Genomic DNA, 22,087 nt, shown 5'->3' with positions numbered 1-22,087 from the left:
GGGAAAGTAATTCGTTCGCGTTCGAGGCGCGGCGCTGTTTTCGGGTTTGTGACGTTACAATGTGCTAACGTTTTTCTGAAGACAATAAAATGACAAAACCACAGGGCAATCAGAACCGGGTAGCTGCCCTCACCTTGGGTGCGATCGGCGTTGTATACGGCGATATCGGAACCAGTCCCCTGTATACGCTCAAGGAGGTGTTCGCGCCTGCGCACGGAATAGCGGTTACGCCAGCCAACGTCATCGGGGTCATCTCGCTGATCCTGTGGTGCCTCATCATTGTGATCTCCCTGAAGTACGTCACCTTGGTATTACGGGCGGACAATCATGGCGAGGGTGGCATCATGGCCCTTACGGCCCTGGCGCTGAAATCGGTGAGCCAGAATTCGCGTTTCTACTACCCGGTGATGTTGCTCGGGATGATAGGGGCGGGGCTGTTCTTCGGGGACGGGATCATCACCCCCGCGATTACCGTCCTGTCGTCGATCGAAGGTATCGAAGTCGCGACCCCGGCGTTCAAGCCTTATGTGGTCCCATTGACGCTGACCGTGCTCGCTGTCCTGTATTGGGCGCAGCACCGGGGGACGGGCGGGATCGGCAAATGGTTCGGCCCGATCGTCCTCGTCTGGTTCACTGCGCTCGCCGCGATGGGAGTAGTGAATATTCTCGAAGGTCCGCAGATCCTGGCCGCCCTCAATCCCCTGCATGCAGCCCGGTTCCTGCTGCAAAACGGATGGTTCGCGTTTGTCGCGCTGGGCGCCGTGGTACTGGCCCTGACGGGGGCGGAGGCGCTCTATGCGGATATGGGCCACTTCGGCCGCAAGCCGGTACGACTTGCGTGGTTTACAGTCGTCTTTCCCGCCCTCGCACTGAACTACCTTGGGCAAGGTGCCGTGCTGATCTCTAACCCTGCGGCAGCTTCCAATCCATTCTTCAATCAGCTCGGCGCATGGAGCATCTATCCCCTCGTGGCATTGTCGACGGTGGCCGCTGTCGTCGCATCCCAGGCAACCATCTCGGGTGCGTTCTCTGTCGCCCAGCAGGCGATTTCACTGGGTTTCCTCCCGCGCATGCGCATCGTGCATACCTCACACCAGGAAAAAGGGCAGATCTACATTCCGCTGGTGAATTGGGTGCAGTTTGGCGCCGTGGTCTTTGCCGTAGTCGCGTTCGGGTCGTCGACCAACCTGGCGTCAGCCTATGGCATTGCGGCGACGGCGACCATGTTGACCACGACACTGCTCACCTTCTTTGTCGTCCGGTATGGCTGGAACCATTCCACCCTGGTTGCTGCATCGGCGACCCTGTTCTTCCTGGTCTTCGATGTGACCCTGTTCGCGTCCACCAGCCTCAAGATCGTGAGCGGGGGCTGGTTCACCCTGTTGATCAGCTTGTTCATGGTGACCATCATGCTCACCTGGCGCAAAGGCCGTGAACTGGTGTTCGAGAACGTCAAACGGCACATGCTGCCGCTGCAGGAATTCCTTGAAAGCCTGTTCGCTTCGCCACCACATCGCGTGCCAGGGACAGCCATTTATTTCCGCGCCGAAGGCGACGGCGTGCCGCATGCAATGCTTCATAATCTGCTGCATAACAAGGTCTTGCATGAGCGCGTCGTTTTCCTTACCGTGCATGCGACGGATATCCCGGCCGTTCCTCCGGGAGAGCGCCTTGAAGTCGTGGAGCTCGGTCACGACTGTTACCAGGTCAACCTGTCCTACGGCTTTACCGATCCGCGTAACGTTCCCGCGGACCTGGAAGCCGGAGCAGGCGCCGGCTTGTCCTTCGATCCAATGACCACCTCGTATTTCATCGCCCGGCAGACGGTCATTGCGACGCCGGGGGCAGGCATGGCGCTATGGCGCGAAAACCTGTACGCCATGATGGCAAGGAACGCGAGAGATGCGGCCGACTACTTCGGACTTCCGACGAACCGTGTAATCGAGCTGGGTACGCAAATCGAGATTTGACAGGGAGGCGCCGAATCCCCGCCTTGGTCCGGGCATCAGGCAGGGCGATGATGTCGCGCCCATGGTCACCACCGGCGCCACTGCGGCAGCAGGTCGATTCGGCGCGCCCAGCAGGCCGTGCAGGCCCTACAATGGCAGCATGTTCAATGTGCCGTTTCGACCATGCTACCTGTGTCCCTCCTGATCCATACCCGCCGCCATCCCTCCGCCATCCTGCTGCTGGTGCAGTTGCTGGGCATGCTGCTCTACCCCTTCATCGAGGGCGAGCCGGCCGGTCATGGCGCCCTGAATGTCTTCGGGGTGCTCGTGCTGGCGCTGACGATCCGCATGGTGCGGCGCACGCCGGGCCAAACCTGGGTCAGCGTGGCGCTGGCAGTGCCGATCGTCGTGCTGTTGGCGCTGCAGACCTTTTTCGACATGCGCGGTCCGCTGCTGCCCTGGTCCTCCGCGCTGGAGGCGCTGTTCTATTTCTATGCCGCCGCCAGCCTGATCGGCTACATGATGGGCGACCGCCAGGCCACCACCGACGAGCTGTTCGCCGCCGGCGCAACCTTCACCCTGCTGGCCTGGGGCTTCACCCACCTCTACCTGATGGTGCAGGAGCTGCACCCGGGCAGCTTCGCGGGGGCCGTCAACGTGGGGATGCCGCGTTCGTGGACCGAATTGAATTACCTCAGCTTCGCGCTGCTCTCGAGCACCGGCATCGGCGACGTGATCCCGCTGACCGTGCATGCGCGTGCGCTGTGCAGCATCGAAATGCTGGTCGGCGTGATGTACATCGCGGCCGTGGTCGCGCGCCTGATCGGCTTCACGACCCAGGGCAAGGTCCACCGGCGCCATCCGAACGAGGCGCCCGAGCCCTGGGAAAAGGACTAAGAATATGTATTGATTAGGGTCCGCCGCACATTGACCAGGTGCGGCGGGGCATGCGATATTGCCTTTCTTGCCATTTGAACGGAAGCCATCGCATGCGTCTTTACGTCACCGCCCTCGTCCTCGCACTGGCCGGCGCCGGCTGCGCCCAAGTCCCGACGGTCGCCGATATTTCGCCCGGGGCGCTGCGCAGCCACGTGTCCTTCCTGTCCTCCGACCTGCTGGAGGGCCGCGGCACGCCCTCGCGCGGCCAGGACCTGGCGGCCGAGTACATCGCTTCCCAGTTCCGTGGGGCGGGCCTGGAGCCGGCCGGCGACGACGGCTATTTCCAGACCGCGAACTGGCAGTACGCCGAGCGCAAGGCCGAGGATGTCGACTTGAGCGTAAGGGCAGGCGCAACGAGCATCACGGTGCCTGCGGGCGGCGCGACCGGCAACTTCCTCGACCAGGTAGCGCTGGCGGCCACGCCAGCCGTGTTCATGAGCTGGAAGGATGCCATGGACAACAGCGAGGCCGCCAACGGCAAGGTGCTGGTGGTGCCGGCCGCGCCGGTACCGGGCGCCGCCCGCGTGCTGCAGGAAAAACTCAAGGGCAAGCCTGCGCTGGTCGTGATGATCGACCGCGAAAAGCGCCACGGCGCCGGTACCGGCGGCTGGCTGATCGATCCGGAACAGGCGACCGTGAAGGGTGGGCCGCCGGTGCTGGTGCTGCATGCTGCGGACGCCGCCGCCGCGCTCGAAAAAGGCGGCGCCAGCGTCTCTGCCCGCGTCGCCGCGGCGGCAGTGCGCCCGGTCAAGCTGCACAACGTGGTGGGCGTGCTGCGCGGCTCCGATCCCGCGTTGAAGAATACCTATGTGCTGCTCACCGCGCACCACGACCACGTCGGCATCCGCAACGGCGAGATCTTCAACGGCGCCAACGACGACGCCAGCGGCGTGGTGTCGGTCATCGAAGTGGCCCGGGCCCTGGCCGCGCAAAAGGAAGGTCCACGCCGCAGCATCGTCTTCATGACCTTCTTCGGCGAAGAACTCGGCATGCTCGGCTCGAAATACTATGCGCGCCACCCGGTATTCCCATTGAAGGACACCGTGGCCAACCTCAACCTGGAACAGACCGGCCGCACCGACGACAGCGAAGGCGCGCAACTGAATTCGATCGCCATGACCGGCTTCGATTTCTCGACCGTCAGCGACACATTGCGCCGGGCGGGCGAGCAGACCGGTATTCGCCTGTGGAAGCACGCGTCCTACAGCGACCAGTTCTTCGGCCGCGCCGACAACCAGTCGCTGGCCGATGCCGGTGTACCGGCGCACACGCTGTCGGTGGCCTATGGCTTCTCGGACTACCACGGCAAGGACGACACCTGGGACAAGCTGGATTACGAAAACATGGCGCGCGTGACCCGCATGCTGGCGGTGGGCGTGGCCGCGATCGCGAACAATCCCGAGCGCCCGGTCTGGACCGAGGCGCCGAAGGCGGCGGGCTATGCCGCCAAGGGCCGCGCGCTGAAGGCGGCCCCGTGAACGCGCCCGCGGAGTCCCGCGCGCCGGGCTTCGTGATCCGCACCCTGCGTGCCGGGGAATGGCAGGCCTACCGCGCCATCCGCCTGCACGCGCTGGCCGATGCGCCGGACGCCTTCGGCAGCACGCTCGCGCGCGAAGAGGCACTGGCGGCGGACACCTGGGCGGCGCGGGTCGCGAAGTCGGTGGTCTCCGGGATCGACTATCCGCTGGTGGCGGAGGCAGGAGGCGAATTCGCCGGCCTGGCCTGGGCCAAGGTGGACGCGGACGATGCCGGCATCGTCAACCTGTTCCAGATGTGGGTGGCGCCGCAGTGGCGCGCTCAAGGCGTGGCAGGGGCGCTGCTGCAGCAGGCCATCGGCTGGGCCGGGGCACGTGGCGCGCGGGCTCTCCAGCTGGGCGTGAACTGCGCCAACGGCGCCGCCGTCTCGCTGTATGCGCGTGCCGGATTCGTAGCGGTCGGCGCGCCGTATCCGATGCGCGAAGGGACGGCGCTCATGGAACAGACCATGAGACTCGAATTAGCCCGAAAATCGTAGGGTGGGCGGCTTCGCCGCCCGCGCGTTCAACCAGTGTGTGATTCGATTCGTCGCATCAATGTGCGGGAACGAGTTGAACGCGCGGGCGGGAGGACCCGCCCACCCTACAAAAAAAGGGACGCCGAAACGGCGTCCCTTTTTTTCACATCCAAACCAGCTTAGTTACCGCAACCCAGCGATGCGATGCGATCGCGTGCAGCCTTCGCCTGCACCAGGCCGAAACCGTACTTGGTGTCGCGGCCCACCGTGCCCAGGTCGAGCGCGCTCTTGGTGAGGGTGCTGCGCATCTGCGCGGCGGTACAAGTCGGGTAGTAGCTCCACACCAGCGCCGCGACGGCTGCCACGTGCGGGGTCGCCATCGAAGTGCCGTCGAAGTAGGCGTAGTTCGAGGCCTTGATACCGACGGTGGCGCTCTGGCCGAATTGTCCCTTCATCGCGGTGCCGTCCGCCATGGTGGCGGTGACCGACGGGATGCTGGTCACGACCGTACCGAGCGTGCCGCCGAAGGCGCCTGCGACGTTGTTGTACACGATGGCGCCGACGCCGCCGCTGTTCTGGCAGTTCGAGACCTTGGTCGCGAAGTCCACGGTGCCGCGCTGGATCAGGCAGACCTTGCCCGATACGGCCGCGTTGACGGTGTCGCCGATACCGAAGTCGGCCAGTGGAGCAGTAGCGGTCGTGACCGGTGAGCCGGTCATCGCGCCCGGAGCATAGCTGGAGGCGCCCACTGTCAGGACGGCTTCCTGGCCGCTGCCCATCGGGACGGTCGACAGCACGCCGACGCCAGGACCTGCCAGCTCGACCTTGCTGTTGTATTGCGAGAAGGTGGCCCAGGCCTTGTTCTCGTCGACCGCGCCGACCGAGATCACGCTGGTGTAGCCGGCCGGGTAGGAAACGGCGGTGTTGCCGTCATTGCCGGCGGCGGCGATGTTCAGGATGCCGGCATTGGCGAGGGAGGCGAAGGTGTTCTTCTCGGTATTGTTCTGGGATGGGCCGCCGAGCGACATGCTGATGATGTTCGCGCCAGCCGCCTTGCACTTGTTGGCGGCCGAGGCCAGGCTCGACGAATAGGCCCAGCCGTTGGCGCCGAATACCTTCACGATATGCAGCTTGATTTTTGCGTTCGCATTCACGCCGACCACGCCCTTGCCGCTGTTGTTGATCGCGGCGATGGTGCCGGCCACGTGGGTGCCGTGGTGGTTTTCGTCGGTGTACCACCAGCCGGTGCCGGCGTCGTATTCGCCGGTGGCGACGTTGGCAGAGAGGTCTTCGTGGTTGCGGTCGTAGCCGGAGTCGATGATGCAGATCTTGCGGTTGGCAGCAGCCGAGTCGCTCAGCAGGTCGGCCTGGACCATCTTGATGCCGTAAGGGACCAGCTGGCCGGTCGCAAATGGCGTGCCGGTCGATGGGGTGGTCAGCGCCAGCGGATAGCGCTTGGCGTCTTCTTCAATGAACTCGACATACGGATTGTTTTCCAAAGCCTGGAGAACGGCGCGCGGCACTTCGATGGCCATCGCATCATCGTTGAAGATCTCGTGCTTGACCTTGCCTTTCAGGCCAGCCACCAGGTTTTTCAGTACCGCTTTCTGGCCTTTCTTGAATTTGACAATGACGCGGGCATTATCGGGCGCTGGATCGCTATCGTGATCAGCCGCGGCGGCAGGGTTGCAGAGCAGCGCTACCGCGGCAGCGGCCACGCACAGGCTGAAGGTCGTTTTTGAGGCACGAGTCGAACGTTGGATCATCTTCACTTCTCCGTATGAAAACTTATCGATATGCCGCGATATCTATGCTCGCGTGCACGTTTTTTTTAAAAACGCTGGTCGCCGAAAAAAAGCCGGCTCAACCAGTGTATGCATAGAACCTGCTCGTGAGCAATTGATAATTCAATCGTGCTTTGATGTGTTGCAATGTTTTGTCCGCGCATGATTAATGTGCGATCTGATTTTGCTATTCCGGTGTATATTTTTGGCCCTCGACCTTGTGCATCTGCAGCATTTCTCTCTGGCGCATGTGGCGGCAGGGTTCAGCTGGGATTGGTATGATGGCAAACGCGTCAACTCATTCAACAGGACACCATGAAGACCAAGGCAGCAGTTGCATGGAAAGCGGGCCATCCGCTCACGATCGAGGAAGTCGAGCTCGAAGGTCCGAAGGCCGGCGAAGTGCTGGTCGAAGTCAAGGCCACCGGAATCTGCCACACCGACTACTACACCCTGTCGGGCGCCGACCCCGAAGGCCTGTTCCCGGCCATCCTCGGCCATGAAGGCGCGGGCGTGGTGGTCGACGTCGGGCCGGGCGTGACCAGCCTGCGCAAAGACGACCACGTCATCCCGCTATACACGCCGGAATGCCGCCAGTGCAAGTTCTGCCTGTCGCAGAAGACCAATTTGTGCCAGGCGATCCGCTCCACGCAAGGCCGCGGCCTGATGCCTGACGCTACTTCCCGGTTCTCGCTGGATGGCCAGCCCCTCTACCACTACATGGGCACGTCCACCTTCTCGAACTACATCGTGGTGCCCGAGATCGCGCTGGCCAAGGTGCGTTCGGACGCGCCCTTCGACAAGATCTGCTACATCGGCTGCGGCGTCACCACCGGCATCGGCGCGGTGATCTTCACTGCCAAGGTGGAGGCGGGCGCCAACGTGGTCGTGTTCGGCCTGGGCGGCATCGGCCTGAACGTGATCCAGGCCGCGAAGATGGTTGGCGCGGACAAGATCATCGGCGTCGACCTGAACCCCGAGCGCGAAGCGATGGCGCGCAAGTTCGGCATGACCCATTTCATCAACCCGACCAAGGTCGAGAACGTGGTCGACAGCATCGTGCAGCTGACCGACGGCGGCGTCGACTACAGCTTCGAATGCGTGGGCAACGTCACCACCATGCGCCAGGCGCTGGAGTGCTGCCACAAGGGCTGGGGCCAGTCGATCATCATCGGCGTGGCGGCGGCCGGCCAGGAAATCTCGACCCGTCCATTCCAGCTGGTGACGGGGCGCGTCTGGAAGGGCTCCGCGTTCGGCGGCGCGCGCGGCCGCACCGACGTGCCGAAGATCGTCGACTGGTACATGGAAAACAAGATCAACATCGACGACCTGATCACCCACCACCTGCCGCTCGAGCGCATCAACGAAGGTTTTGACTTGATGAAATCGGGCGAGTCGATCCGCTCCGTCGTCGTGTTCTGATTGACCGGGCAGGCCGTCCTGGCCTGCCCATCGGTGCTCTTCCTCCGCTCTGTACCGCCGATCCTGCCTCCTGTCGCAAGAGGCTGGCCGGCGCCCGCACGTCCCCCTACAGTCCTTCCATCGCCGGCAAGCTCCGGCACAAAGTAGAAAAAAAGTTCTAGACAATTTTATCTAGAACTTTTAATCTAGTTGCCAAGGATGGAGTGAGCAATGACGCTGCCTGGACCCACGATGACGGAGACCACCCGGTGAATGCCCTGCTGGACGCATGGGCGCCGGCCCTGGCTTGGGCGCTGATCGATTTCCTGTGGCAGGGCCTGCTGGTCGGCTGGGCTGTGGCGTTGCTGCTGGCGCTGATGCGCAAGACGCGGCCCCAGGCACGCTATGCGGTCGCCTGCGGTGCACTGCTGCTGTGCGCCGCCTTGCCGCTTGCCGGCACCGTGCAGCGGATTGCCGCAACGGACGCCGGGGCCGGCTCGGCGACGACGCTGCTGTCAGTGGTGGCGCCGACGGCGCAGTCGCCGATCCTGCCGGCCGTCGTGCTCGACAGCAGCCGCTTCGCCGGTTGGGAAATGGTTTTGCAGGAAAGTCTGCCCCTGGTCGTGCTGTTCTGGTCGATTGGTGCCGGCCTGCTGGCGCTGCGCATGCTGCTGGGCCTGGCCTGGGTGCGCCGCCGCAGCCGGCCGGGGCAGTACCAGACCGACGCCGTATGGCAGGCCCGGCTGGATGCGATGGCGCGCCGCATGGGCATCGCCCGCCGCGTCACGCTGGGCCTGGCCGACGATCTGGCCGACGGGCTGGCCGGGCCGGTGACGGCCGGCTGGTGGCGCCCGGTGGTGCTGGTGCCGGCTTCGCTGCTGTCGGGCATGCCGCCGCAGCTGCTCGAGGCGCTGCTGGCGCACGAGCTGGCCCACGTCCGGCGCTGCGATTACGTAGTGAATTTGATCCAGGGCGCGATCGAGATCCTGCTGTTCTACCACCCGGCCGTCTGGTGGTTGTCGAACCGGATCCGCGACGAGCGCGAACAGATTGCAGATGATGTAGCCGCAAGCGAGCTTGGCGAACCGCGGCGCCTGGCACTTGCATTGTCCGAACTGGATTTGTTCCAGTTCACCCCGCAACTTGCCCCAGCAGCACATGGAGGAAATCTTATGTCCCGCATCAAACGCCTGGTTCGCCCTGAAACCGAACCGCTGAACTGGAAACTGGCCCTGCCGATCCTCGGCCTCGCCACCTGCGCCGCGTTTTACTCCTGGGCCGCGCCGGCCCATGCGGCGGCCGATCCGCTTCCGCAAGCGGCGCCGCATGCCGCGCCGGCCAGCGCACCACGCGCCGAGCCACGTGCGACCGAAGCGAAATCCGAGCGGCGCGTCGTACGCAGCAAACTCGGCGACGGGGACGAGCCGTATTCCGTGGTGCGCGCCGGCGACAAGGGCATGACCATGAGCGGCAGCAGCGACGACTGGGACGATATCAAGGAAGCCCGAAGCTGGATCGGAGGGGAATTCCTGTGGTTCCGCGACGGCGGCAAGGCGTATTACGTCCAGGACCCGGCTGTCCTGGCACGCGTGACGGCCGCCTGGGCCCCGGTCGACCGGCTCGGCGCGCAAATGGATGTCCTGGGCAAGGAAATGGACGTGCATGGCAAGCGGATGGATGCGCTCGGCAAGGAAATGGACGTCGCCTCGCGCGGCTTCAAGCCGGACGAAGCCAAACTGCGCGCACTCGAAGCGCGCATGAAGACGCACGGCGCCGAGATGGAAGCGCTGGGCAGGCAGATGGAGAAGGCCAATACCGACGCCGAGCGCGACCGCATCACCCGGCAGATGTCCGAGGCCGGCGAGCGCATGTCGGCGGCGGGAAGCGAAATGGGCGAGGCGCACAACGGCCCCGGCATGCGCCAGGCCCAAAAGTCGATGGACGAGATCGGCCGCCGCATGGGCGATGCCGGCAAGCCGATGGATGCCCTGGGCAAGCGCATGGGCGCGCTCGGCAAGGACATGGAGCGCGAGAGCAAGGCAGCCGACAAGACGGTGCGTGCGCTGATTCGCGAGGCGCGCGAAAAGGGATTGGCCAAGCCGGTGCCGCAAGCGGGCTAGGAAGGGCAGGTGGCAATGCCAGTCAATTAGGGAGAACCGTAGGGTGGGCGGCTTGTAATCTGGTCCACCGGACCAGATTACCCCACGCGGTGATAGTTGCAATATGAGCCGGCGCACGGGCTGCAGCACCGTAGTTCGAACGCGTGGGCAAGTAATTCAGGGCAATGCCCTGAATTACGAATTGCCCACCCTACGAGTAACCTGCGGCTCTTAAATGATCGGTATTAGGGCAGGCGGCCCCGTGGGTCACTGATACGCCGGGCGTATCAGAGAGCAGGGTTTGATACGTCTGGCATATCACCCTGTGTGAATTGCCGAAGAAAAAACGGCCCGGTCGCTTTATGCAACCGGGCCGTTCGCATACCGAGGCGGGACGCATCCCGCCTTGTTAACTTATTGCTGGGCGATCTTGCCGCGCCATGCGCCGGTTTCGGACCCGCGCTTCTCGAGCATTTCCTTGAAGTTCTGCAGGTTCGAGCGCAGTTCCATGCGTACGGCGCCGATGGCGTCGCCAACGGTTTCGAGTGCGCCATCCGGTTCGTAGTCCATCTGGACCATGACACGGGTGACATTGTCGGAGATTTTGTGGAAGGTGGCCACGCCGCCGTTCTTCACGCCGGTGACGCTACGCCATGCGATGCGCTTGTCCGGGATCTGCTCGGTGATTTCCGCATCCCATTCTTTGGTTTCCCCGGCGACATTGGCGACCCAGTGCAGGTGCTTGTTGTCGAGCTGACGGATTTCCTTCACGCTCTTCATGAACTGTGGGAAATCTTCAAACTGGGTCCACTGGTTGTAGGCAGTTTTGACCGGAACATTGATCTCGATCGATTCTGCTACCGACGAGCTGGCGCCAAAGCCACGATTTTGTTTCAGTTTTTTCGACAGCATCATGCCGCCGACCGCAAGTGCAGCAACAGTAACTACGCGATTCAGCATTATTAATCTCCTTATGGGTGGAAAGCCAGTCCGCATGCACGATGAACAATGGCCCGTACCGGTGGCATGCGGAGAAGGTGGCTTTGTAACTGCGAGGTACGACGGGCCACGTTATCTGTCGCGAATCTCTGGTTAAAATAAGCGAAAAGATAATCAAGTGGCGCGCGAGAGGATGGGCGAGCGCTGTCGCGTATTTGCTGATGAGTTACTGATGAGCACACAATTTCCAGCCTGAAAGGAGATCGGCATGAGTTTGCAAGGAGGGTGTTTCTGCGGTGCAGTAAAGTACGCTGTCACGGGCGCCATTTTCAACAGTACCTTGTGCCATTGCACCGACTGCCGCAAGGTCTCCGGTGCACCGGCCCTGGCCTGGTTCAGCGCGCGCCGCGCCGATTTTCGCTACACGTTGGGCCAGCCGGCGTGCTTCTCATCGAGCGAAGGCATCCTGCGCAGTTTTTGCGCGCACTGCGGCACGGCGCTGACTTTCGAGGATGCCCGCTGGCCAGAAGAACTCGACATTACCAGCGCCTCGCTCGACGATCCCGAGGCCGCGCCGCCGGGCGACCATACCTTCGTGCGCAGCCGGCTCAGCTGGATGAAGCTGCACGACGGGCTGCCGGAATATCCAACGACACGCTCGGCCGGACAGTAGGTCAGAAAGTACACTGCATGCGGCGGCCAGCCGCGACTATTGAAAAGCTGGATGGGCATACAGTAATCACAGCGGTATAATGGGGGCATGCAGAATCTCCTCCATAACCTCAATCCTGAACAGCTCGCCGCTGTCACCCTGCCGTCGCAGAGCGCCCTGATCCTTGCGGGCGCCGGTTCCGGCAAGACCCGCGTGCTGACGACGCGCATCGCGTGGCTGGTCCAGACCGGCCAGGTCTCGCCCGCCGGCATCATGGCGGTGACGTTCACGAACAAGGCGGCAAAGGAGATGCTGACCCGCCTCTCGTCCATGTTGCCGATCAATACGCGCGGCATGTGGATCGGCACCTTCCACGGCCTGTGCAACCGCCTACTGCGCACCCACTATAAAGATGCGGCGCTCCCGCAGACCTTCCAGATCCTCGACTCGCAAGACCAGCTTTCGCTGATCAAGCGCATGCTCAAGGCCGCGAACGTCGACGACGAGAAGTATCCGGCCAAGAACCTGATGTATTTCATCAATAATGCGAAAGACCAGGGCTTGCGCGCGGGTGCGGTCGAAGCCTACGACCCGATCGAGCGCCGCATGGTCGAGCTCTACGAGCTCTACGACCAGCAATGCCAGCGCGAAGGCGTGGTCGATTTCGCCGAGCTGCTGCTGCGCTCGTACGAACTGCTGGCGCGTAATGGACCGTTGCGCCACCACTACCAGATGCGTTTCCGCCACATTTTGGTGGACGAGTTCCAGGATACCAACGACCTGCAATACAACCTGCTCAAGCTGCTGGCCGGCCACGACCAGGAAGGCGGCGGCGCCATCTTCGCCGTCGGCGACGACGACCAGAGCATCTATGCCTTCCGCGGCGCCAACGTCGGCAACATGCAGGCCTTCGAGCGCGATTTCCGCGTCCAGAACCTGATCAAGCTGGAGCAGAACTACCGCTCGCACGGCCACATCCTGGACAGCGCCAACTTCCTGATCGCCAATAACACCAAGCGTCTCGGCAAGAACCTGCGCACCGACGAGGGGCAGGGCGAGCAGGTACGCATCTACGAAGCATCGAGCGACCTCGAAGAAGCGCAGTGGATCATCGAAGAGACCAAGAGCCTGATGAACGAGGGCCTCAAGCGCAGCGAGATCGCCATCCTGTACCGCTCCAACGCGCAAAGCCGCGTGATCGAACATGCGCTGTTCGCGGCCGGGCTGCCGTATACCGTGTATGGCGGCCTGCGCTACTTCCAGCGCGCCGAGGTCAAGCACGCGATCGCCTACCTGCAGCTGATGGACAACCCGCACAACGATTCGGCTTTCCTGCGGGTGGTGAATTTCCCCACCCGCGGCATCGGCGTGCGCTCGATCGAGCAGCTGCAGATGGCGGCCGATACCTATGGCATTTCGCTGTTCGCGGCAGTGCCCTACATGACCGGCAAGGCCGGCACCTCGCTGGGCAACTTCATCAAGCTGATCGAGTCGGCGCGCTTCGAGACCCAGCAGCTGCCGCTGCCGGAAATGGTGCGCGTGGTGCTCGAGCGCAGCACCTTGCTCCAGCATTACGGTAACGAAAAAGAAGGCGCCGACCGCATCGAAAACCTGGAGCAGATGGTCAATGCGGCCACCCAGTTCGTGCAGGAAGAAGGCTTCGGCCAGGGCGCCCCGGCCCACCTCGGCCCGCAGGCGCTGCCGCAGGCCGGCGAAGCGATCCTGAACCAGGATGGCATCGAGGTCTTCGATGGCGATGCGCCTTTGCCCACCGTGATGTCGCCGCTGTCGGCCTTCCTCTCGCACGCGTCACTGGAAGCGGGCGACGCCCAGGCCCAGGCTGGCCAGGACGCCCTGCAACTCATGACCGTGCACTCGGCCAAGGGCCTGGAATTCGACGCCGTGTTCATCACCGGCCTGGAAGAAGGCCTGTTCCCGCACGAGAGCAGCGCGCGCGAGCTCGATGGCGTCGACGAAGAACGGCGCCTGATGTACGTAGCGATCACGCGTGCGCGCCGCCGCCTCTACATGAGCTTTACCCAGCAACGCATGCTGCACGGCCAGACCCGCTTCAACATGAAGTCGCGCTTTTTCGAAGAGCTGCCCGAAGAATCGCTCAAGTGGCTGTCGCCGCGCGTGCAAACCAACTGGTTCGCCGGCCGCAAATCCACCACGGCCTGGGACGACGCGGCCTTCCGCGACGGCACCGACAACCGCATCGCGCAGCAGATCACCCAGAAGTCCGCCAACGGCAACGGCACCGGCTGGCGCGTGGGCGAGTCGGTGGCGCACGCCAAGTTCGGCGAAGGCGTGATCGTGAATATCGAGGGTGGGGCAGGGGCGGCGCGCGCGCAGATCAATTTCGGCGCGGCGGGGATGAAGGTGCTGGATTTGTCGATTGCGAAGCTGGAGCGGATTGCACGCTGACTCGTAGGGTGGGCGGCTTCGCCGCCCGCGCGTTCAAATCACGTGTGAATAGCGACGGAGCGACGATTCGAAGTCTGGTTGAACGCGCGGGCGGGAGACCCGCCCACCCTACGGCTTCACGACGGATATGACGTTGCCGATCTTACTTGGCGAGGCTCACGCCGCCGCCGCCACCGCCACCGCCATCCGGCTTCCCAAAAATCTGCCGATACCCCACATACATCGCGCACTGCAGCAGCAGCACGAACAAGAAGATCAGCCACATGATCAAGACGCGCACCAGGTTGTCCCCACCCAGCACCAGCGACAGCACCAGCGTGATCGCAAAGAAAATCGCAAACCACGCCATCAGCATCACCAGGAACACGCGGGCGCTGCGCAGCACGGCGAAGAAACTGTAGAAGGTTGCTTTCGCCGGCGGCATTTTCTGCCAGTAGGTGAGCGGACCGGCGAAGCACATCGCCACCATCCCTGCCATGTTCAGCATCACGATCGCGAAGATCGACAGCATGAACGAACCCGAGACCTGCGGCTGGCCGCCCTCGCGGCTCTGGCGCGCCATTTCCTGCATCGCATCCGGATCAATCAAGAGACGCACCAGCACCAGCTGCAGGATGCCGATGCCCAGGTAGACCAGGCCGATCTTGCACAGGGCGCCGAAGGCCGGCTTGCGGAAACCCGTGAGCAGCACGCCCGGCGTGACGCGCTCGCCGTTTTCGATCATCAGGCAGGCCTGCATGAAGGCCATCGAGAACGAGGGAATCAGCACCGAGACGATCAGCGGCCCGAGCAGGGGCACGGCGCTGATGCCGATGCTGATCAGGATGTTCGCGAACAGCAGGGTGGTCAGCGCGGCAGGCTGTTTGCGGAACAGGGCGGCGCCTTGCTTGAGCCAGTGCCAGCCAGTGATTGCAGGGAGATTGTTCATACGGGCAGCTCCGGCGCGGTACGTTCGATGCGTTCGCGCAGGATGCGTTCAAAATGGGTGGGGTCGTGGGGCGTGAGCAGTTCGGCTGCCCGCGGCAAATGGAAATCGTAGAGGCGCGACAGCCAGAAACGCAGCGCGGCGGCGCGCAGCAGCGGCTGCCAGGCGGTGCGTTCTTCTGGCGTGAATGGACGCGCGCCGTGGTAGGCGTCGAGCAGGGCGCGCACGCGGGCTTCATCCAGCGCGCCCGTGGCCAGGTCGATGCACCAGTCGTTGACGGTGACGGCGACGTCGAACAGCCAGGTGTCGACGCCGGCAAAGTAAAAATCGAAGCAGCCGGTCAGGCGTTCGCCTTCGAACATGACGTTATTACGGAACAGGTCGGCATGCACCGGGCCGCGCGCCAAGGCCGCATAGCCGGCAGTCGCGGCAAACTCGCTTTGGAAAGCCACCTCGGTGCGCAGCAGCGCCGCTTCGGCTTCCGACAGGAAGGGCAGTACCTGCGGCGCGGTCGCCCCCACCCAGTCGAGGCCGCGCAAGTTCGGCTGCGTCATCTCGAAATCCTGCCCGGCCAGGTGCATGCGCGCCAGCATCCGGCCGACTTCGGCGCAATGCACCGGCTGCGGGTCCATCTGCGAGGCCCCGCTCAGGCGGCTGACGATGATGGCCGGCTTGCCCTGCAGGGTCACGACCAGTTCGCCGTCCGCGTTCGGCACCGGCGCCGGCACCGGGATGCCGCGCTCTGCTAAATGGCGCATCAACTGGACGTAGAAGGGCAGCTGTTTGATCCCGAGGTTCTCGAAGATGGTCAGCACGAACTCGCCACGCTCGGTGGTGAGAAAGAAATTGCTATTGTCGATACCGGAGGAAATGCCCTGGAGCGCGAGGGCGCGGCCGAGGGGGAACTGCTTGATCCACTGGGAAAGGTCGTCCAGCGAGACCGCGGTGAAAACTGCCATGTGCTTGCAACGAAGGTGAGGGTCGGCTGCCGCGAAAGCCGGCAGCGGCCAGGATTATTTTTTCTCGACAGGTTCCATCGGGGGCGGCGGTGGTGCATCGGCGCGGGCGGGCACGCCTGCCTTGGCCGGCGCCGGCGCGGTGGCCGACTGGTCGGCAGCAGCCTGCTTCTTCGGATTGCCGAGGTCGAATTCCATGACCTGCCATTGTGGGGCGCGGATCGCGCTGCTCTGGGCATCGCCGGGTTGGGCGTTACCTGCTGCAACGTTGGGCTTCATGATGTAGCGGCTCTTGCCGCTTTGCACTTCTACTTCCTTGACCATGCCGTCGTTGCCGCGTTTTTCGGTGATGCGGGTACGTTCGCGCGGCGGGATGGTGGTGGTCGGGGTGTCGCTGCCCGGCTCGATGCGCTCGAGCTGGGGAGGGGCTTGGCTTGGGCGCTGTTGGGCGGCCGGTTGCTGCGCTTGCTGTTGAGTCTGTGGCTGGGTTGGCTGTTGCGCCTGGGCCGACACCGCTCCGGCATGGGCAAGCAGGCATAGGGTCCCGCAGAGGGACAGGAGTTTCAGGCGGGAAGAAGTGCGCAACATGATGGTCACCCTTGTATCGTTTAGTTCATTGTAACAAACAGACACGCTTCCCTGTGAAAAGTGTGCGGGGAATCCCGGCAGCGCTCACGGCCGGGCCTGCCATCACTCGTGCGTTGCCCATCCTGATTCTGCGATAATGCCGGCTACCCGGCGCGCCCGCGCCACTGCCCCTTTTTTGATCGAACTGCATAGTCGCCCTATGGAAAATACCCTGCTGCTCGTTGACGGTTCCAGCTACCTCTACCGCGCCTTCCACGCGCTGCCCGACCTGCGCAGCCCGGACGGGTTCCCGACCGGCGCCATGCACGGGATGGTCAACATGCTGCGCCGCCTGCGCGCCGACTTCCCGGCGGCCTATATCGCCTGCGTATTCGATGCCAAGGGCAAGACTTTCCGCGACGACCTGTATCCGGAGTACAAGGCGACGCGCGCCTCGATGCCGGAAGACCTGGGCAAGCAGATCGAGCCGATCCACGAGATCGTGCGCTACATGGGCTGGCCGATCCTGATGGTCGAGGGCGTGGAAGCCGACGACGTCATCGGCACCCTGGCGGTGCAGGCGACTGCGCGCGGCATGAAAACCGTGATCTCGACCGGCGACAAGGACCTGGCGCAACTGGTCAACGACAAGGTCATGCTGATCAATACGATGAGCAACGAGAAGCTCGACGAAGCCGGCGTGGTCGCCAAGTTCGGCGTGCCGCCGAACCGCATCATCGATTACCTGACCCTGGTGGGCGACACCGTCGACAACGTGCCGGGCGTGAGCAAGTGTGGCCCCAAGACCGCGGTCAAGTGGCTGACCCTGCACGGCTCGCTCGACGGCGTGGTGGAAAACGCCCATGCCATCACCGGCGCGGTCGGCGAGAACCTGCGCGCCGCGCTCGAATGGCTGCCGAAAGGCCGCGAGCTGATCACGGTAAAAACCGACTGCGACCTGGTCAATCACGTGATCTCCTTCGAGGAAACCCTGGTCGGCCGTCCCGAAAATGCCGAGGCCCTGCGCGACTTCTTCCAGCGCTACGGTTTCAAGACCATGCTGCGCGAACTGGGCGGCGGTGGCCGCGCGGACGGCGCCGTGGCCCCGGCCCGCGGCGCCGGTCCTGGCGGTGCGCCGCTCAATTCGCCGGAAGGCGCGCTGGGTAGCTCCGACACCTTGCCGGGCATGGCGATCATCAAGGGCGAGTACGAGACCGTGCTCACCATTGAACAACTGGATAAATGGCTGGCGCTGGTCGATGCGGCCGAGCTGACCTCGGTCGATACCGAAACCACCTCGCTCGACCCGCTCACGGCCGAGATGGTCGGGATTTCGCTGTCGGTCGAAACCGGCAAGGGCGCCTACATCCCGCTGGCGCACCGCTACGCCGGCGTGCCGGACCAGCTGGGGCGCGAACACGTGCTGGAGCGGATGCGGTCGTGGCTGGAGAACCCGGCCAAGCCCAAGCTCGGGCAGAACCTGAAGTACGACATGCACATCTTCGAGAACCATGGCGTCAAGCTCAAAGGCATCGTGCACGACACGCTGCTGCAGTCCTATGTCTTCGAGTCGCACAAGCCGCACGACATGGACACCATGGCCATGCGCCACCTTGGCTACACCACGATTCCCTTCGTCGACGTGTGCGGCAAGGGCGCCAACATGATCTGCTTCGACCAGGTGGAACTCGGCCGCGCCACCGAATACGCCGGCGAGGATTCCGACATCACCCTGCGCCTGCACGGCGCGATGCTGGGCCATGTGGAGGCCGACAAGGGCCTGGCCACTATCTACCGCAACATCGAGATGCCGACCATGGAAGTGCTGCAGAAGATCGAGCGCAACGGGGTGCTGATCGACGCGGACCTGCTGCAGGTGCAATCGTCCGAGCTGGGCGCGCGCATCATGGAGCTCGAGCAGCAGGCCTATGAACTGGCCGGCGGCCCGTTCAACCTCGGCTCGCCGAAGCAGATCGGCGAGATTTTCTTCGGCAAGCTCGGCCTCCCGGTGGTCAAGAAGACCGCGACCGGCGCGCCGTCGACCGATGAAGAAGTGCTGCAGAAGCTGGCCGAAGACTATCCGCTGCCGAAGATCCTGCTCGAATACCGCGGCATGTCCAAGCTGAAGTCGACCTATACCGACAAGCTGCCGAAGATGGTTAACGCCAGGACCGGCCGCGTGCACACCAATTACGCGCAGGCGGTGGCGATTACCGGCCGCCTGTCCTCGAACGAGCCGAATTTGCAGAATATCCCGGTGAGGACAAGCGAGGGCCGCCGCATCCGCGAAGCCTTCATCGCAGCGCCGGGCCACGTGATCGTCTCGGCCGACTATTCGCAGATCGAGCTGCGCATCATGGCGCATATCTCGGGCGACCCGGCCATGCTGAAGGCCTTCGCCGACGGCGAAGACATCCACAAGGCCACCGCCGCCGAGATCTTCGGCATCGCACCGGACGAAGTGCAGAGCGAGCAGCGCCGCTACGCCAAGGTGATCAACTTCGGCCTGATCTACGGCATGAGCGCCTTCGGACTGGCCCAGAACCTCGGCATCGAGCGTTCCGCCGCCGCCAGCTACATCGACCGCTATTTCGCCCGCTTCGCCGGCGTGAAGCAGTACATGGACGAGACCCGCCTGCAGGCCAAGGCGCGCGGCTACGTGGAGACCGTGTTCGGCCGCCGCCTGTGGCTCCCCGAAATCAACTCCCCAAACGGCCCGCGCCGCGCCGGCGCCGAACGCGCGGCGATCAATGCGCCGATGCAGGGTACGGCGGCAGACCTGATCAAGCTGGCGATGATCGCGGTGCAGGGCTGGATCGAAGCCGACGGGCTGGCGACGCGCATGATCATGCAGGTGCACGATGAACTGGTGCTCGAGGTGCCGCAAGCGGAGCTGGAGCTGGTGCGGGTGAAGCTGCCGGAGCTGATGGCGAAGGTCGCGACTTTGAAGGTGCCGCTGCTGGCCGAGACGGGGGTGGGGCCGAATTGGGAGCAGGCGCACTGAGGCAAGGAGAGGCTTGACGGCCCGCGGCGCATCCTTTCACCTCCACCTTTTAAACCGTCATCCCGGCGCAGGCCGGGATCCAAGTTTGCACGTGGACCAGCAGCATCCGTTGTACCCCCTAGCCCAAAGACCGTCGTTCCCGCGAAGGCGGGAACCCAATTTTCGTGCGCTTCCACTAACGCTCGCGTTCTCACGGTGCGACGAAATTGGATCCCGGCCTTCGCCAGGATGACGTGCTTCTGCGGCAGGCAGCACCCCGGCGCTGCCATGAACCGGACAAGCCCCGCCCCGACATTGCACAATTGAAACTCACCCCACCATACAAAAACCGGTACTGATAAGATAACGTTCCCATCTCACACCCATCCGGAAGGACGTTCATGAAAGATCTCATCAGCGACGCCAAAAGCCTGCTGGCCGCCAGCGCGTTCAGCGAAGGCGTCGACCGCCGTGTCTTCCTGAAAGCTGCCATGGGCAGCGGCTTTGCCGTTGCCGCGCTACCGGTGGTGGCGCAGACGCAAATCCAGACCTCGACCGAAGGCCTGGACGCCGCCGACCACATCATCGTGATCAACGGCCAGGACGTCCCGGTCTACCGCGCCCAGCCCAAGGACCGCACCAACCTGCCGGTCGTCCTCGTGATTTCCGAGATCTTCGGCGTGCACGAGCACATCAAGGACGTGGCGCGCCGCTTCGCCAAGGCCGGCTACATGGCGGTGGCCCCGGACATGTTCGTGCGCCAGGGTGATGCGACCAAGACCCCGCAGCCCGAGCTGATGAAGAACATCATCGCCAAGACGCCCGATGCACAGGTCATGTCCGATCTCGATACGGTCGTCACCTGGACCAGGCAGCGCGGCGGCAATGTCGACAAGCTGGGTATCACCGGTTTTTGCTGGGGCGGCCGCATCACCTGGCTGTATGCCTCGCATAACCCGAAGGTCAAGGCCGGCGTGGCCTGGTATGGCCGCCTGGTGGGCGAGACCAATGCGCTGCAGACGAAACACCCGATCGAGGTCGCCCAAGCCCTGAAGGTGCCTGTCCTCGGCCTGTACGGCGCCAAGGACGGCGGCATCCCGCTGGAGTCGGTCGAGCGCATGCGCAAGGCACTCGATGCCGGAAACAGCAAGTCGACGATCCACGTGTACCCGAACTCGGGCCACGCCTTCCACGCCGACTACCGCCCGAGCTTCAATGCCGAGGATGCGAAAGACGGCTGGAGCAAGGCATTGAACTGGTTCGCGAAGCACGGCGTCGCCTGATCTCGCGCGGCCGCAGGGCCGGGCAGGTTACAATGCCCGGTTTGCGGCCCAGGTTCCGGGTTGTGAGCCAGACCAGAACAAGAAGCCCGAAGCGACCCGATGCCCGACCCGATTTTCGACCCGATACTTAGCTCCATCCTGCTGGCGACCGTGATCGCCGGCGTCGTCAGCATCACAGGCGCTGCGATTTTCTCGTTCACGCTGCTGTCGAAAGTGGTGGAGCGCATGGTCAGCCTGTCGGTGGGCATCATGCTGGCTACTTCGCTGCTGCACGCGCTGCCTGAAGCCTTCGAGTCCGGCGCCGACCCGCGCAGCCTGTTCGCCACGCTGCTGGGCGGCCTGCTGGCCTTCTTCGTGCTGGAGAAAATGGCGATCCTGCGCCACTCGCATCACCACGAAGGCGACGGCCACCACCACGCGCACGGCCACGACGCGCACCAGGCAGGCAAGTCGGGTTGGATGATCCTGCTCGGCGACGCCATGCACAACTTCACCGACGGCATCCTGATCGCCGCGGCCTTCCTGGCCAACCCGGAGCTGGGCATCGTCACCGCGCTGGCCATCGTCGCGCATGAAATCCCCCAGGAGATCGGCGACTTCATCGTGCTGCTCAACGCCGGCTTCTCGCGCCTGCGCGCCTATGTCTTCAACCTGCTGTGCAGCCTGATGGCGGTGGCGGGCGGCCTGCTCGGTTATTTCACGCTCGACCAGGCCAGCGGCCTGATTCCCTACGTGCTGGTGTTCGCATCGTCGGGCTTCATCTATATCGCGGTGAGCGACCTGATGCCGCAGATGCAGCGCCGCGCGACCGTCAAGGAATCGGTGCCGCAGGTGCTGCTGATCGCCCTCGGCGTGGCCATCGTGCTGGCGCTGAACCACGCGTATTGAGATCGAAGAGACGGTCCATTGCCTATCCATTGAGCGCCGCCTCTTTCTCGTAGGGTGGGCGGGGTAATTTCGGGCAATGCCCGGAATTACGAACGCCCGCGCGGTGATAGTTGCGATATGAGCAGCCGCACGGGCTGCAGCACGGTGGGTTGATCGCGTGGGCAAGGAACTTGCCCACCCTGTAACAGCAAAGTAGAAATGTCCGCTTTTAGCAAAGTTAAAATGTCCGTTTTCCAAAAGTCACACTCGCTTTTGAGCGGATGCTTTTTTCGCTGCCGTGGTGCCCTGCGTGATGATGGCGG

16 protein-coding genes are annotated in these 22,087 nt (G+C 63.6%); 11 read left to right on the top strand and 5 right to left on the bottom strand.

Annotated features, from left to right (window positions below; translation table 11 throughout):
- Nucleotides 1-89 precede the first annotated feature (89 nt).
- The 4 genes from HGB41_RS16410 to HGB41_RS16395 all read left to right on the top strand — a co-directional run bounded on the left by HGB41_RS16410 (nt 90) and on the right by HGB41_RS16395 (nt 4,902).
- On the top strand, nt 90-1,970 hold the full coding sequence (locus HGB41_RS16410) for a potassium transporter Kup (RefSeq protein ID WP_171086398.1): 1,881 nt from the start codon (nt 90-92) through the stop codon (nt 1,968-1,970).
- 162 nt (nt 1,971-2,132) lie between these two features.
- Nucleotides 2,133-2,846, top strand: a complete 714-nt coding sequence (locus tag HGB41_RS16405; RefSeq protein WP_171086397.1) for an ion channel — start codon at nt 2,133-2,135, stop codon at nt 2,844-2,846.
- Between the two features lie 92 nt (nt 2,847-2,938).
- Nucleotides 2,939-4,366 carry a M28 family metallopeptidase gene (locus HGB41_RS16400; RefSeq protein WP_171086396.1) on the top strand — a complete coding sequence of 476 codons (1,428 nt, stop codon included), beginning with the start codon at nt 2,939-2,941 and terminating at the stop codon, nt 4,364-4,366.
- Nucleotides 4,363-4,902, top strand: a complete 540-nt coding sequence (locus tag HGB41_RS16395) for a GNAT family N-acetyltransferase (protein WP_371868535.1) — start codon at nt 4,363-4,365, stop codon at nt 4,900-4,902. The genes HGB41_RS16400 and HGB41_RS16395 overlap by 4 nt, the downstream gene beginning before the upstream one ends.
- A gap of 158 nt (nt 4,903-5,060) precedes the next feature.
- On the opposite strand, the gene HGB41_RS16390 is transcribed toward HGB41_RS16395, so the two are convergent.
- Nucleotides 5,061-6,647, bottom strand: coding sequence for a S8 family serine peptidase (locus HGB41_RS16390; RefSeq protein WP_171086393.1), 1,587 nt, complete (start codon nt 6,645-6,647; stop codon nt 5,061-5,063).
- A gap of 333 nt (nt 6,648-6,980) precedes the next feature.
- On the opposite strand from HGB41_RS16390, the gene HGB41_RS16385 reads away from it, so the two are divergent.
- Entirely contained in the window at nt 6,981-8,087 is a 1,107-nt protein-coding gene (locus HGB41_RS16385) for an S-(hydroxymethyl)glutathione dehydrogenase/class III alcohol dehydrogenase (RefSeq protein WP_171086384.1), read from the top strand.
- 203 nt (nt 8,088-8,290) lie between these two features.
- Nucleotides 8,291-10,186, top strand: coding sequence for a M56 family metallopeptidase (locus HGB41_RS16380; RefSeq protein ID WP_371868534.1), 1,896 nt, complete (start codon nt 8,291-8,293; stop codon nt 10,184-10,186).
- A gap of 393 nt (nt 10,187-10,579) precedes the next feature.
- Here the strand turns inward: HGB41_RS16380 and HGB41_RS16375 are convergent, their stop codons facing one another.
- Entirely contained in the window at nt 10,580-11,125 is a 546-nt protein-coding gene (locus HGB41_RS16375; RefSeq protein WP_171086382.1) for an SRPBCC family protein, read from the bottom strand.
- A gap of 247 nt (nt 11,126-11,372) precedes the next feature.
- On the opposite strand from HGB41_RS16375, the gene HGB41_RS16370 reads away from it, so the two are divergent.
- Nucleotides 11,373-11,777: a GFA family protein gene (locus tag HGB41_RS16370; RefSeq protein WP_171086380.1), complete on the top strand. Its 405-nt coding sequence runs from the start codon at nt 11,373-11,375 to the stop codon at nt 11,775-11,777.
- Between the two features lie 87 nt (nt 11,778-11,864).
- Entirely contained in the window at nt 11,865-14,183 is a 2,319-nt protein-coding gene (locus HGB41_RS16365; protein ID WP_171086379.1) for a UvrD-helicase domain-containing protein, read from the top strand.
- Nucleotides 14,184-14,325: 142 nt separating this feature from the next.
- Here HGB41_RS16365 and HGB41_RS16360 read toward each other — a convergent pair whose 3' ends face one another.
- From HGB41_RS16360 to HGB41_RS16350, 3 genes are read right to left on the bottom strand one after another with little or no spacing between them, the layout of a single operon-like run.
- Complete coding sequence (locus HGB41_RS16360; protein WP_171086378.1) at nt 14,326-15,111, bottom strand: BPSS1780 family membrane protein; 786 nt, start codon at nt 15,109-15,111, stop codon at nt 14,326-14,328.
- On the bottom strand, nt 15,108-16,067 hold the full coding sequence (locus HGB41_RS16355; RefSeq protein ID WP_171086376.1) for a homoserine kinase: 960 nt from the start codon (nt 16,065-16,067) through the stop codon (nt 15,108-15,110). Before HGB41_RS16355 ends, HGB41_RS16360 begins: the two co-directional genes overlap by 4 nt.
- A 54-nt stretch (nt 16,068-16,121) precedes the next feature.
- On the bottom strand, nt 16,122-16,652 hold the full coding sequence (locus tag HGB41_RS16350; RefSeq protein ID WP_171086375.1) for a hypothetical protein: 531 nt from the start codon (nt 16,650-16,652) through the stop codon (nt 16,122-16,124).
- 199 nt (nt 16,653-16,851) lie between these two features.
- Between HGB41_RS16350 and polA the strand changes: the two genes are divergently transcribed.
- The 3 genes from polA to HGB41_RS16335 all read left to right on the top strand — a co-directional run bounded on the left by polA (nt 16,852) and on the right by HGB41_RS16335 (nt 21,785).
- Nucleotides 16,852-19,635 carry a DNA polymerase I gene (gene polA, locus HGB41_RS16345; protein ID WP_171086374.1) on the top strand — a complete coding sequence of 928 codons (2,784 nt, stop codon included), beginning with the start codon at nt 16,852-16,854 and terminating at the stop codon, nt 19,633-19,635.
- Between the two features lie 380 nt (nt 19,636-20,015).
- On the top strand, nt 20,016-20,897 hold the full coding sequence (locus HGB41_RS16340) for a dienelactone hydrolase family protein (RefSeq protein ID WP_171086373.1): 882 nt from the start codon (nt 20,016-20,018) through the stop codon (nt 20,895-20,897).
- Nucleotides 20,898-20,996: 99 nt separating this feature from the next.
- A complete protein-coding gene (locus tag HGB41_RS16335; RefSeq protein ID WP_229423075.1) occupies nt 20,997-21,785 on the top strand; it encodes a ZIP family metal transporter in 789 nt (262 codons plus the stop codon).
- Nucleotides 21,786-22,087 lie beyond the last annotated feature (302 nt).

It is taken from the genome of Telluria aromaticivorans (assembly GCF_013003915.1).
GTDB classification, from domain to species: domain Bacteria; phylum Pseudomonadota; class Gammaproteobacteria; order Burkholderiales; family Burkholderiaceae_D; genus Telluria; species Telluria aromaticivorans.
This window is presented reverse-complemented; position numbering and strand designations above follow the sequence as displayed.

Bases quoted from the DNA above. Each gene is read 5' to 3' on its own strand.
- HGB41_RS16410 (WP_171086398.1), top strand. From the start codon at position 90: ATGACAAAACCACAGGGCAATCAGAACCGGGTAGCTGCCCTCACCTTG.
- HGB41_RS16405 (WP_171086397.1), top strand. From the start codon at position 2,133: ATGCTACCTGTGTCCCTCCTGATCCATACCCGCCGCCATCCCTCCGCC.
- HGB41_RS16400 (WP_171086396.1), top strand. From the start codon at position 2,939: ATGCGTCTTTACGTCACCGCCCTCGTCCTCGCACTGGCCGGCGCCGGC.
- HGB41_RS16390 (WP_171086393.1), bottom strand. From the start codon at position 6,647: ATGATCCAACGTTCGACTCGTGCCTCAAAAACGACCTTCAGCCTGTGC.
- HGB41_RS16385 (WP_171086384.1), top strand. From the start codon at position 6,981: ATGAAGACCAAGGCAGCAGTTGCATGGAAAGCGGGCCATCCGCTCACG.
- HGB41_RS16375 (WP_171086382.1), bottom strand. From the start codon at position 11,125: ATGCTGAATCGCGTAGTTACTGTTGCTGCACTTGCGGTCGGCGGCATG.
- HGB41_RS16370 (WP_171086380.1), top strand. From the start codon at position 11,373: ATGAGTTTGCAAGGAGGGTGTTTCTGCGGTGCAGTAAAGTACGCTGTC.
- HGB41_RS16365 (WP_171086379.1), top strand. From the start codon at position 11,865: ATGCAGAATCTCCTCCATAACCTCAATCCTGAACAGCTCGCCGCTGTC.
- HGB41_RS16360 (WP_171086378.1), bottom strand. From the start codon at position 15,111: ATGAACAATCTCCCTGCAATCACTGGCTGGCACTGGCTCAAGCAAGGC.
- HGB41_RS16355 (WP_171086376.1), bottom strand. From the start codon at position 16,067: ATGGCAGTTTTCACCGCGGTCTCGCTGGACGACCTTTCCCAGTGGATC.
- HGB41_RS16350 (WP_171086375.1), bottom strand. From the start codon at position 16,652: ATGTTGCGCACTTCTTCCCGCCTGAAACTCCTGTCCCTCTGCGGGACC.
- polA (WP_171086374.1), top strand. From the start codon at position 16,852: ATGGAAAATACCCTGCTGCTCGTTGACGGTTCCAGCTACCTCTACCGC.
- HGB41_RS16340 (WP_171086373.1), top strand. From the start codon at position 20,016: ATGAAAGATCTCATCAGCGACGCCAAAAGCCTGCTGGCCGCCAGCGCG.
- HGB41_RS16335 (WP_229423075.1), top strand. From the start codon at position 20,997: ATGCCCGACCCGATTTTCGACCCGATACTTAGCTCCATCCTGCTGGCG.